General features: G+C 63.8%; 11 protein-coding genes. 2 read left to right on the forward strand and 9 right to left on the reverse strand.

Going from position 1 to position 12229, the window contains the following annotated elements:
• The first annotated feature begins 58 nt into the window (after positions 1 to 58).
• A complete protein-coding gene (locus AC1DKY_RS02550; protein ID WP_441602153.1) occupies positions 59 to 541 on the forward strand; it encodes a type II 3-dehydroquinate dehydratase in 483 nt (160 codons plus the stop codon).
• A gap of 99 nt (positions 542 to 640) precedes the next feature.
• Here the strand turns inward: AC1DKY_RS02550 and AC1DKY_RS02555 are convergent, their stop codons facing one another.
• Both AC1DKY_RS02555 and AC1DKY_RS02560 read right to left on the reverse strand, forming a co-directional pair.
• A complete protein-coding gene (locus AC1DKY_RS02555; RefSeq protein ID WP_441602154.1) occupies positions 641 to 1237 on the reverse strand; it encodes an NADPH-dependent F420 reductase in 597 nt (198 codons plus the stop codon).
• A gap of 43 nt (positions 1238 to 1280) precedes the next feature.
• Positions 1281 to 1727, reverse strand: coding sequence for a DoxX family protein (locus tag AC1DKY_RS02560; protein ID WP_441602155.1), 447 nt, complete (start codon positions 1725 to 1727; stop codon positions 1281 to 1283).
• A gap of 182 nt (positions 1728 to 1909) precedes the next feature.
• On the opposite strand from AC1DKY_RS02560, the gene AC1DKY_RS02565 reads away from it, so the two are divergent.
• Positions 1910 to 2794: a LysR family transcriptional regulator gene (locus tag AC1DKY_RS02565; RefSeq protein ID WP_441602156.1), complete on the forward strand. Its 885-nt coding sequence runs from the start codon at positions 1910 to 1912 to the stop codon at positions 2792 to 2794.
• A gap of 45 nt (positions 2795 to 2839) precedes the next feature.
• Here AC1DKY_RS02565 and AC1DKY_RS02570 read toward each other — a convergent pair whose 3' ends face one another.
• The 7 genes from AC1DKY_RS02570 to AC1DKY_RS02600 all read right to left on the reverse strand — a co-directional run bounded on the left by AC1DKY_RS02570 (position 2840) and on the right by AC1DKY_RS02600 (position 12150).
• The gene (locus AC1DKY_RS02570; protein ID WP_441602157.1) at positions 2840 to 3349 is read right to left on the reverse strand and encodes a DUF4199 domain-containing protein; all 510 of its coding nucleotides are present in this window, start codon (positions 3347 to 3349) and stop codon (positions 2840 to 2842) included.
• Between the two features lie 134 nt (positions 3350 to 3483).
• The gene (locus AC1DKY_RS02575; protein WP_441602158.1) at positions 3484 to 3897 is read right to left on the reverse strand and encodes a helix-turn-helix transcriptional regulator; all 414 of its coding nucleotides are present in this window, start codon (positions 3895 to 3897) and stop codon (positions 3484 to 3486) included.
• 190 nt (positions 3898 to 4087) lie between these two features.
• Positions 4088 to 6622: a TonB-dependent receptor gene (locus AC1DKY_RS02580; RefSeq protein WP_441602159.1), complete on the reverse strand. Its 2535-nt coding sequence runs from the start codon at positions 6620 to 6622 to the stop codon at positions 4088 to 4090.
• A gap of 37 nt (positions 6623 to 6659) precedes the next feature.
• On the reverse strand, positions 6660 to 8684 hold the full coding sequence (locus tag AC1DKY_RS02585; protein ID WP_441602443.1) for a tetratricopeptide repeat-containing sulfotransferase family protein: 2025 nt from the start codon (positions 8682 to 8684) through the stop codon (positions 6660 to 6662).
• A gap of 64 nt (positions 8685 to 8748) precedes the next feature.
• Entirely contained in the window at positions 8749 to 10140 is a 1392-nt protein-coding gene (locus AC1DKY_RS02590) for a M20/M25/M40 family metallo-hydrolase (RefSeq protein ID WP_441602160.1), read from the reverse strand.
• The gene (gene pcaF, locus AC1DKY_RS02595) at positions 10137 to 11339 is read right to left on the reverse strand and encodes a 3-oxoadipyl-CoA thiolase (protein WP_441602161.1); all 1203 of its coding nucleotides are present in this window, start codon (positions 11337 to 11339) and stop codon (positions 10137 to 10139) included. Before pcaF ends, AC1DKY_RS02590 begins: the two co-directional genes overlap by 4 nt.
• On the reverse strand, positions 11332 to 12150 hold the full coding sequence (locus tag AC1DKY_RS02600; RefSeq protein WP_441602162.1) for an IclR family transcriptional regulator domain-containing protein: 819 nt from the start codon (positions 12148 to 12150) through the stop codon (positions 11332 to 11334). The genes pcaF and AC1DKY_RS02600 overlap by 8 nt, the downstream gene beginning before the upstream one ends.
• Positions 12151 to 12229 lie beyond the last annotated feature (79 nt).

The raw sequence follows: 12229 nt of genomic DNA on the forward strand, positions 1-12229 counted from the left end.
CGCCCGCCGGACCCAGCATGCCTCATCCGCTCCGAGGAGCGCCGAAAAGCACCATGCTGTGAGCATTGTGATCGTCCATGGGCCGCACACGTCCGGCCACTCGCTTCCCCAGGAACTGCAACAACAACTTCAGCAACAAGCCGGCGCGGCGGGATGCACGCTGGAGCTTCGAGGATGCAAGGACCTGAGCCACTTTGTCGGTCAGGTGTGCGCTGCCGGCACCGACAGCACCGAGTTTGTACTGCTCGATCCAGGTGACCTGGCATCAGAAGTACGTGAGCACCCCGAGGCCGGCCTGGCTGACGCGTTAGACCATCTGGGCGCGCCGTATATCGAAGTTCACGAAGAGATTGATGCCGAGCTGCAACACGACGCCGGCTTTCACAAAGCTCCGCTCGCCACCGTCATCATCAACGGCAACATCGGCAGCGGTTACCGCATAGGCCTCAGCATCGCCTTGCGGCAATTGCGCGAAGGCCTGCGCGGCGACGATCAGAGGGGAGTCAACCGCTACCCTCTTCCGCAAGCAAGCATCGCTTGATGGCGTTCCATAGGCCTCCGACGTTGAAAGCCAAACCAGCCACCCGTCGAAGCCGGGCGGCTGAATGGGCTTGCGTTGGCATGCTGCGCGGAGGCTTTCTTAGCGCTGCTTGATCAGGCTATGCACCGCCAGCGGGCCGCCGAACTGTTGCAGCAGACCACCCTCTTCGAGACGGCCCAGGGTGATCGGGCTGAAGCCAAGTGTGGTGACCAGCGCGGCGACCTGTTCGTTGGCGTCCGCATGATTGCCTGAGACGAAGAGGGTGCGATGGCCGTCGCCCACGCGCGGCTCGTCGGCGAGCACGGCGGCCGGCAGTGTATTGAAGGCCTTGACCACCTTGGCGCCCTTGAACTTCGTCGCCACGACCTGGCTGGAGGGCTTGCCGCCAAGGTCCAGCGGTTTGAACGCAGGAAACTCGATGGCATTGGTGGCGTCGACCACGATCTTTCCGGTCCAGTCGCTGCGCAACTTCGCCACTTCCTCCACTGCCCCGAACGGGACTGCGAGGATGATGACTTCCGCGTTCAATGCCTCGCCCGTTTCCTTCGTGCTTACCGAAGGAGCGAAGGCTTTCACTTCCTCTTCCAGCGAAGCCGGTCCGCGGCGATTGCTGATGACGGCCGGAATCTTGTTGCGGGCAAACTGTTTGGCGAGGGCGCCGCCGATGGCGCCTGATCCGATGATGGCGTAGCTCATGAGATATCTCCTGGTGGACGATAACTGGGATGGAGGCGAGGTATCAGCGCGACTTGCTGTCAAGACTGATCGGGCCTGCGCCATGGACGGCCAGCAGCAGGAAGGCGCCGGCAATCGACACGTTCTTCATGAACATGATCATCTGGATCTGATCGGCGAGGTGGTTGTGGAACAGGATGGCCGTGAGCACGGTGAAACCGGCCATCAGCACCGACACGATGCGGGTCTTCCAGCCGAGGATGATGGCCAGCGAACCGAGAACTTCGGTGGCGATCACCAGCGGAAGCACGGCGCCGGGCACGCCAACCGAAGCCATATAGCCCGCGGTGGCCGCGTAGGCACCCATCTTGCCGATGCCGGAAAGCAGGAACAGAGCCACGATCAGTACGCGGCCGAGCAGTTCAGCGCTGCTCTTGATCGTGAAGACAGCGGTGTCTTGCGTGTTGCCTATCGATGAGGCGTAGCGAGCAGTTTCAACTTGAGTGTTCATGGTGATGTCTCTCGTTAAGTGGGTTGCTTGATTGGCCACCGGCTGGGTGGTCGGTTCGGATGGCGCCAGGCGGGGAGTGACAGCCTTCATGCGACCTCGTCTGCGATGGACAAAGGCTAGGCCTTGCCCATGCATCTGAATAGCCTATATATTTCGATGCAAACTATCGTTCTGGACGATATATGCTCGACGCCGTCACACTGGACCAGCTGCGCACCTTCATTGCCGCTGCCGAGGAAGGCAGTTTTTCGGCGGCCGGGCGAAAGTTGCGGCGCGCGCAATCGGTGGTGAGCCAGACCCTGCTCAATCTCGAGGCGCAATTGGGCGTCACGCTGTTCGATCGCAGCGAGCGTTATCCCAAACTCACCGAAGCGGGCGCGGCACTACTCACCGAGGCGCGCGGCGTGGCCGATCAAATGGACGGCTTCAAGGCGCGCGCTCGCTCGATGAAGGAAGGGTTGGAGCCCGAGCTTTCCGTCGCGGTCGACGTGATGTATCCGATGGATGGGCTCACCCGCGCTGCCGGCTATTGCCGCGAGTTTTTCCCCAACACGCCGTTGCGTGTCTACGTGGAAGCACTGGGCGGAGTGATCCGCCCCGTGATGGATGGCACGTGCCGCATTGGCATCGTGGGCTCGCTGCCGGTGATACCCGATGAGCTGGCCTCGGAGCCGCTGATCGACCTGCCCTTTATCACGGTGGTCTCGCCATCGCATCCGCTGGCCAGGCACAAGGGCAGCATCAGCAAGAAGCTCATCGAGAAACAGATCCAGCTGGTGCTGACCGATCGCACGCCGCTATCGGATGGCCGGAGCTTCGGCGTGCTCTCGCCACTCACCTGGCGCCTGGCCGACCTGGGTGCGAAGCACGCGTTCTTGAATGCCGGCCTGGGTTGGGGGCATATGCCCCTGCACATGGTCAAGAAAGATCTGGACGCCGGCAACCTGGTCAGGATCAAGGTGGAGGGAATCGCCAAAGACACGTTTCTCCCCATGCATATCGTCTATCGCAAGGACGCCCTTCCCGGCCCCACCGGACGTGCCTTCATCTCGCAGTTGCGCTGCTGACGGCCAGGCTCGTCAGCAGCACAACCCTGAGCGCCCGAAAGCGCATCAACTCCGCCGCACCGGCAAGAACCGGCTGTTGCGCAGCAATCCCGCCGAGATCAGCGACACCAGAACGCCGACCGGGAAGATTTCCACGAAGGTCATCGGCAGGCGGTACATCGGGTTCGCGTACTGGATCTTGAAGGCCTCCATGTCCGCGCTCAGCTTGGCCAGTGCCTCGGCGCTGGCGCCCTTGGCCTTTTCGCTGGCGATGATCGCCTGCGCATAGGACGTGGCGAAATCCATATGGGTCATCGCCTGTACCCCTTCCCAAGCGATCACGTAGAAGATGCCGGCGATGAAGCTGATGCCCAGGCCGACGCCGAGTGCCGGCCAGAAGCCGATCACCCCGCCCCGGTCCACGTCACGATGCCGCTTGATCCCGACGAACACTGCGCTCAGGGCGATCAGCATCGTCGTGTAGCCGATCAGCATGCCGTACCTCATGGGCGGCATGCCGGAGAACGCGATGAAGGTGACGAATTCGAAGCCGCCGACGATCACGCCGGCGATCACGCCGTACTTAAGGATGGTCCGTAACAAGGTGTGCTCCCCGGTGATGAATGGTGTCGCTATTGACTGCATTCGGGAGCCGGCCGGCAATCGCCCGAATGGGTGATTTGGACGATTTCATCCGAAATAACAAAGCGTCAGGGCACGATACCCAGCTCGCGTGCCCGGCGGATCGCCTCGGTACGCCGCTTCGCGCCCAGTTTCTCGAACAGCCTGGCGACGTGCGTCTTGACCGTGTTCGGCGACACATGAAGGCGCGCGGCGATCTCCTTGTTGGAATGGCCGGCGGCAAGTTCATGCAGCACTTCCAGCTCACGCCCGCTAAGACCCAGCGCCGCCTGCGCCTTCGGGTTGCCGTCAAAGTCGGGGGCCGCCGGCGTCGCAAAGACCCGCACGCCCAGGAAGATGCCAAGCACCAGGAAGGCCGCCGCGACCAGGAACAGATAGATATCGCCCGAATGCATCCGCGCCAGGCGCTGGTAGTCGAGCCACTGCAGGGCAACGGTACCTGCCGCCAGCAGCGCCCCGTAGCCGACCACCCGCTTCCACATCACCGCCGCCTCCACTTTCCCCTTGGAGTCGGATCTTAACGCTGGCCGGGGTTTCTGGTGCTTGCCGAAGGGCTGCCGCATCGTCACAAAAAAAGGCCGGGCCCGAGGGCCCGGCTAGGGAAACGCAACATCGGATGACTTGAGCCAAACCCGCACCGCGCCTTGCCGTCCTCGGCACGGCGGCGTCGAACTAGAACTCCTGGCTCAGCCGTATGCCGATCGTGCGCGGTGGCGTCATGACGGTATAGACCTGGCCATTGGGGTACGCCGGCACCACGTCGTGGGCGGCGCAGACGGCCTCCGCGCATTCGGTGTAGCGGTACAGTTGCCCCCGTTTGTCGAACATGTTGTTGATGTAGATATCCAGCGACAGACCGTGCTTCTTGATGCCGGCGGTAAAGTCCACCGTCGTGTACGCAGGCAGATTGCCCACCAGGCCTCGTTCCAGGATGCGCAGATCTGAGGTGCGCTCGCCCACGTGCACCACAGCTCCCTGCACGAAGGCCTCCATGCCGGCAACGTCGAAGGCATAACGCGCAATCAAATTGCCCTTGAACTTCGGCGTCACCGGCAACTGCGTGCCCTTGGGCGCCTGCGGCCCGGTCACTGTGTCACCCGTGAGCGGATTGACGGTACCCGCGGGGCAGTAGGTGATCGGCGTGCCGCTGGTGTCGGTGAAGCCGCAGTAGTTTTCCGTCAACTTGGCGTTGTACAGGGCGATGCCCATGCCGATGGTGAGGTTATAGGTGGCCGCCCAGTTCAGGTCAGACTCCAGGCCATCGATCTGGGCCTGGCCTGCGTTCTTGATTTCGGTCAGACCGTTGGCGCCCAGGATGCTGAACTGGAAGTCCTTCCACTTTTCGCGGAACACCGCGCCGTTGAACGACAGACGGTTGTCGAACCAGGTCGTCTTCCAGCCCAATTCGTAGTTCGTCAGATAGTCCGACTTGTACGGCGGCAGGCTGCCTCGGCGATTGATGCCGCCGGGACGGAAGCCTTCCGACCAGGTGCCGTAAATCATCTGCTCGGGCGTGATCTGCCAGGTCAGGTTGGCCTTGCCGAGCGAGCCCGATTCGTTGGTGCTCTTGAAGAAGTCCGAACAAGGCGCGCCGTGATACGGCTCCTGCGTCACGCAGCCGGCTTCACCATAGCTCGATGAGGGTGAGTAGCCGGAACTGAAGCCGTAGAAGCCTTGCAAGCTGTTGTCCGTCTTGAAGTAGCGGCCACCGATCGTGCCGGTCAAGGTCTCGGGTATGAAGTCGTAGGACACCTCGCCGAACACCGCCTTGTCGCGGTCATTGCGTTGCTGCTCGGTCAGCCACAGCGTATTGGGCCAGCCCGGCACCGCCAGCGAATCGGCCAGGCCATTGATCATGTAGGCCTGTTCGATGTCGTGCACCTGCTTTTCCCAGAACAGGCCGCCCACCACGCGCAGGCGATCCTCCTTGGGCGAGGCGATGCGCAGCTCGTGGCTGTTCATCGTGTAGTGGTCCTTGCCCTGGATGAACTGCGACGGATTGATCAGCTTGCCGCTGTTGTCGTAGATGTAGGCGCCATAGCCGGCCAGGGTGTCGTACCAGAACGAGTAGTCGCTGTAGTCGCTGTACTCTTCCTGGTTGCGCTTGAGGCGGCCATAGGCATAGGTCAGGTCGAAGTTGCCGATCTTGCCTTCCACCGTCAACGCCGCCTGGATCCAGCGGTCATTGGTCTTTTCCGGATAGAAGTGCGTGAGCGCCAGGCTGCCCACCTGCGGATCGGAGGCCACGTTGCCGTTGGCGATCGTCTGCTGCCCCATCAGCGTCGGGCTGATCGACCACTCGTCGTTGAGGTTGATCTTCAACGCCGCACGCGCGCCGCTGGTGTCGACGTCGTTGTAGTTCTTCTTGGCAGCGCCGGTACAGACCAGCTCCGGCGTCGAGCAACCCTTGGCATTGCTGACGGTGATGCCGGACGTGGGAAACGTGCGCTCGCCAACGACGTTGTCAATGTAGCCCGCATCGTGCTCGTGCCAGCCCACCAGGCGGATCGCCGTGCTCGGCGACAGCGGGATGTTGACCATGCCGTCGGCCTCGTAGCCGATGCCGCCATGATCGACCGAGTCCATGCCGACGCTGTAGCTGGCGGCAAAGGCACTCGGGTCGGGCTTGTTGGTGATGATGCGCAACGCACCCGCTTCCGCGCTGGCACCGTAAAGCGTGCCCTGCGGACCCGACAGCGATTCGACGCGCGCGATATCGTACATATGGATATCGAGCGGCCCCTGGATCGTGGTGACCGGCTGTTCGTCGAGATAGACGCCCACGCTTGGCAAGGAGCCGGAGTGGTTGCCGTCGCCGCCGCTGGCCACGCCACGCATATAGATCAGCGCAAAACCCGGTCCGAAGGTTTGATACGAAACGCTGGGCAGGTACTTCACGTAGTCGTCGAAACTCTTGACGTGCAGTTCCTGCAGCTGCTCTCCGCCCAGCACGTCGATGCTGATGGGTACCTTCTGCAGATTTTCCTCGCGCTTCTGTGCGGTCACCGTCACCGTGCCCAGCGTCTTGGGCTTGGCTGGAGCGGCGGGCGCCGCGGCGGGACTCTGGTTCGGGTTTTGATTCTGCTGGCTGTTGTCTTGCGCAAACACGGATGGCGCTACGGCAAGGCAGATCGCCGCGGCAAGCGGCAACCGGGCTAGTCGCACCCTCTCTGTTCGTATTGGCTGTCTCGGCCTGACCCTATGCATCGACTTACCCTCCCCGGTAGTGACGACGATCTACTTGCTATAGGACTCCCCATGCCGGCGGCTCGGGATAACACCCGAGCACCGGTCCCAACGCCTGTTCCAGCGGTTCCAGCCATGGGGCGTAATGCCGCCAGTGATCCACGCCTTCGCGGTAGATCGGCCGACGCACCTGCTCCGAACTGGCCGTACGCACCGGCCGCTCGTTCTGGAAGAAGCGCAGACACGATTCCTCGAACGGCAGGCCACAATGGTCGAGCAGACGCCGAACCTCCCCTTCGGTGTCCTCGACCATGTGTTCATAGATGACGCGATGGATGCGCCCGGGCAGCACCCGGTCGAAATGCGACATCAGCGCCACGTAGTCGCGGTAGTAGCGACCCAGGTCCTCAAGGCTGTAGCTGAAGCTCTGTCCGCGCGCAAAGTGCTGTTTGAAGCCCGAGAAACAACAGGCCAGGGGATGCCGGCGCGCATCGATGATCTTCGCATTCGGCAGCATCAGGTGGATCAGGCCGATATGCATGAAGTTGTTGGGCATCTTGTCGATGAACAGCGGCGCCGACGTCTTGCGCTGGATGCGCGTGTGTTCGAGATAGCGTTCGCCCAGTTCGTGCAGCGCGTTCGCATCGAGCGCCGCGAGCGTTTCGTGGTACGGCATTTCACTGGCGGCGTGCGCCTGCTCGCGCAGGCTGCGGGTGATCGAGGTGACTTCCGGCAGCTCCATGGTGCCCTCCACCATGCTGTGGCTGGAAAGGATCTGCTCGATCAGGGTGGAGCCGGCGCGCGGAAGGCCGACGATGAAGATCGGATCGCCGGACGCATGGCCGCAGCCGGCGCGCGCGGCAAAGAACTCGCTGGTGTAGCGTTCGCGGATGTGCTCGACGCGCGCTGCGGTTTCATCGGCGCGGTAGTTGAGCTGTGCGTGCCGTATCGCGTTGCCTTGCGCGTAATGACTGAACGACGCCTCGTACTCGCCGCCGTCCTCCAACGCCTTGCCGATGGCAAATTCCAGGTGCAGGCGATCGTCTTCGCCAAGGTCGGCGCGTGCCAGCTGCCGGCGCATGACGGCAAGATCGTCGGCGCTGAAGCGGAAGGTCTTGAGGTTGGCCAGGCTCCACCAGATTTCGCCAAACGAAGGCTGCAGCGCCACGCCGCGACGATAGGCTTCGATGGCGCGCGCGGTGTGCCCTGCCGTCTTCAGTGCATGGCCGTAGCTCATCCACACGCTGGGATGACGCGGATCGCGCGCCACCAGGTCGCCATAGATGCCGATGGCCGGCTCGTAATCGCCGATGCGGCACAGCACCGCCGCCTTCAGGTTGAGGTGACCGAGATTGTTCGGCTCAACGCCGAGCAGCTGTTCGACTTCTGCCAGCGCGCGCTCCGGCTGGTTGCCCCGATGCAGCACCAGCGCGTAGTTCTGGCGCGCCGCATGAAAACTGGGCGCCAGTTCCAGGCAACGCGCGAGCAGATGCTGCGCGTCTTCGAGCCGCCCCAGGCGCGCGGCGACTTCCGCGAGCATGCGGATCGCTGCCACATCGGTCGGCGCCTGTTTCAGATGTTCGCGCAACAGCGCCTCGGCATCCGGTATACGGTTTTCAACCAGGGCGGTGGCGGCCGACAGCAAGCGCGGATCACGCGTCGAGCAGCGCACGTGCTGGGCGTAAGCCGCATCGGCCTGCGCGTGCTCGCCAGCGGCCATCAGGACATCGCCCAGCGCACGCCACGCTTGCGGCAGCTCGGGCTTCAACACCGTCGCCAGGCGCAGTGCCGTCATGGCCTCCTGTCCCTGCCCGCTACGACCCAGGGCAATGCCCAGGTCGAGCTGCGCGTACGCCCAATTGGGCTGCGTGCGCACCAGCTCCTGAAGCACGTCGATGGCGCCCTGCATGTCGCCTTGCGCCGCGCGCGCCCCTGCGAGCAGGCGCATGGCCACCGGCTGGTTCTCGACGACTTTGAGGATTTCGGTCGCCTGCTCGGCGGCCATCGACGGGTGGCTCTCCAGCAGGCGCGCAGCGTGCGCCAGCGCCTGCTCCAGGGTGCCGCTGGCGTCGCGCGCCGTCATCGTGCGCGCGTCCATGGCAGCATGGACAGGGTGATGGCGGTCGGCATAAGGCGGCAGACGCTTCTCATAGGTCCTTGAGCAACCGATAGTTGAACTCTAACGACTGAGTGTAGGAATTGACCAGAATGCGTTCGTCCTGTCCGTGCGAGCGGTCATCGTCCACGTCATAAGGCAAGCCGTTGAACACATACGACGGCATGCCCGCTGCGCGCAGAAATACACTATCGGAAGCGCCGGCCGACATCATCGGCGACACCGGCACCGTACCCCACAGCGATTTCGCCACGCTTGCGATCTGCGCAAACAACGCCGCGTCCACCGGACTGGGCGGACTGGGCTGAGGTGCTGCGACGCGGCTGATGTCGATGCCGTTATCTGCCACGGCATTTTTAAGCATGACGTCGACCTGGTCCGGATCCTCGTCCGGCAGCAGGCGACAGTTGATGGTGGCGCGGGCCATCTGCGGCAACGCGTTCTCCGCATGGCCGCCTTGCAGCAAGGTGGGCACGCAGGTGCTGCGTAGCTGTGCGTTGTTATAAGGCGAGGACGCCGCAAGCCGGATCAGCGCCGCCGGATCGGAGGGCTGCATGCCGACCGCCCGCATATCGGCGGCGGTCTTGCCCGAGTAGAAGCTCGCCAGTTCGGTGTAATAGCCACGCGTGGCGGAGTTGGTGCGCAACGGAAACTGCAGCGACGAAAGGCGGTCCAGCCCTTTGGCGAGCCGATAGATCGCATTGTCGGAGGTGGGCAGCGAGCTATGGCCGCCGGGATTGCGTACGGTAAGCGTGTAGCTGAGGAAGACCTTCTCGGCCGTCTCGACCGAAAGCACCGCTGGCTTGCCGCCGCGGATCTCCGGGCCTGCGCCATCGACATTGATCGAATAGGCCGAACGGATCAGCTCCGGCCGATGGGCCAGCAGCCATTGCACGCCATTGGATACGCCATCCTCTTCGCCAGCGGTCAGCGCGAGGACGTAGTCGCCCTTGGGCTTGTAGCCTTCGCGGTGCAGGCGCAGCAAGGCGGTGACCAACCCTGCCCCGCCGCCCTTGATGTCCATCGTCCCGCGGCCGTAGAAATAACCGTCGCGCTCGGTCAGTGCGAAAGGGTCGACGTGCCAGTCTTCGCGTCGTGCTTCGACCACGTCGAGATGGGCGAGCAGCAGGACCGGCTCGCGCTCGCCGCGGCCATGCAGGCGCACTACCAGATTGCGTCGCTTGGGATCGTCGCCCACGACTTGCACATCCACCGGTGCAAACCCCGCGGCGATGAAGCGCTTGGCCAGGCGATCTGCCGCCACCGTGGTGCTGCCGTGCTCGGAGGTGGTGTCGGTAGTGATCAGCTCGTTGAGCAGCTCTCGGCCCAAAGCGTTCTGCGCGTCGACTGCGGTATCGCCCGCCCTGCCCATGGCAGGCAAGCTGAGTGCTGCGAACACTGCGCTGGTCAAAACACGATTCATGCCCGCTCCATCGCGAGGGCCAAGCCCTGGCCCACGCCCACGCAAAGACTGACCAGTGCACGGCGCTGGTCGTGGCGACGCAAGGCAAGCGCAGCGCTCATCGCCAGGCGCGCGCCGCTGGCTCCTAGCGGATGACCCAGCGCGATGGCGCCGCCGTTCGCATTGAGCTGTGCCGCATCGTCAGCCAGGCCGAGTGCACGCGCACATGCCAGCACCTGCGCCGCGAACGCTTCATTGATCTCGATGCGATCGAAGTCGGACAAGGCCAGGCCGGAACGCGCAAGCAGCTTGTTGATCGCCGGCACCGGACCCATGCCCATCACGCGCGGCTCCACGCCGGCCGACGCCATGCCGGTGATGCGCGCGAGCGGATCGAGGCCGTACTTGCGCACGGCTTGTTCGGAGGCGAGCAGAACGGCCGCGGCGCCATCGTTGAGACCGGAAGCATTGCCGGCCGTGATGCTGGTGCCCGTGCCAAGCAAGGGCTTGAGTGCGGCCAGCTGTTCGCAGGTCGAGCCGGGGCGCGGTTGCTCGTCGGCATCGACGGTGACGGCCTGCTTGCCGGATGTCGTTTCGACCGCGGTGATTTCTTCGGCGAGCCAACCCTGTTGCCGCGCCTGTTCCGCGCGCTGCTGGCTGCGCCACGCGTAGGCATCCTGATCGGCGCGATCGATGCCATGTTCGCGCGCGAGGTTCTCCGCCGTCTGCGTCATGGAATCGACGCCGTGGCTTTCCCGCATGCGTGGATTGACCAGACGCCAGCCCAGCGTGGTGTCTTCGAGCTGCTGGTCGCGGGCCAATGCACCCTGGGCCTTGGCCATCACGTAGGGCGCGCGCGACATGCTTTCCACGCCACCGGCGATGATCAGCTCGGCCTCACCGCCGGCAATCGCCCTTGCGGCCTGACCGATCGCTTCCAGTCCCGATGCACACAGGCGGTTCACCGTGACGGCGGGCACGCTTGCGGGCAGTCCGCTCAACAGCGAGGCCATGCGCGCGACGTTGCGGTTGTCCTCGCCCGATTGATTGGCGCAGCCCAGGATCACTTCGTCCACTGCCGCCCAATCCAGTCTGGCGTGACGCGCCATCAAGGCCGCGATGGGCAAGGCCGCCAGGTCGTCGGCACGCACGCTGGACAACGCGCCGCCATGCCGTCCAAACGGCGTGCGGGTCGCGTCGACCAGAAAAGCGCTATGCATAGGCCCTCGTCAGTGCCATATGCGGTTGCCAGTTGCCGCGCTGGATGGCGTATTCGACCGAGCGCTGGGCATCCTGCAAGGCGGGCAGGATCATTTTCACCGCACGCGCGGGCGTGTTGTCGCTATAGGGCATGCCCACGTTCAGCGCGGCCACCACGCGGCCGTCGGCAGCGTGAATTGGCACGGCGATCGAACACAGGCCCAGCTCCAGCTCGCGTGCCACGATCGAATAACCCTGTTCGCGTACGCGCTTTATCTCGGCCTTGAGCGCCGTCATGGTGTGCAAGGTATAGGGCGTGATCGCCTGGAACTTCTGCTCGCGCATCCAGACCGTCAGCTCGGCGTCTGGCAGGTCGGCCAGTACGACACGCCCCAGCGAGGTGGCGTAAGCCGGCAAGCGCGCGCCGACACCCAGCGCGACGCTCATCACGCGCCGCACCGGCACGCGCAGCACATAGACGATGTCGCTGCCATCCAGCACGGCCAGCGAACAGGATTCGCCTACCCGCTCCGACAGCAAGGCCAGCGTTTCTTGCGCCAGCTCGGTCAGGTCCAGCGATGACAGGTAGCTGTAGCCCAGCTCCAGCACACGGGGCAACAAAAAGAAGCTGCGGCCACGACTGCCCACATAGCCCAGATGCTGCAGCGTCAGCAGCAGGCGGCGCGCTACTGCGCGCGACAAACCGGCGCGTTCGGCCACCTGGGAAAGACTTGGACTGGCCATGTCGTGACTGAAGGCGCGCAGCACTTGCAGGCCGCGGGCCAGCGATTGCACGTAGTCAGCACTGTCCTCGAACGGTTCCGCTGCCATAGGTCGCAAGTGTCCATTGACAGCTCGAGCGTAGAAGGATTCCAATGAGTTCGCAATACGAATTTACGTTCGGTAATCG

The organism is Dyella sp. 01N448, from assembly GCF_056399225.1.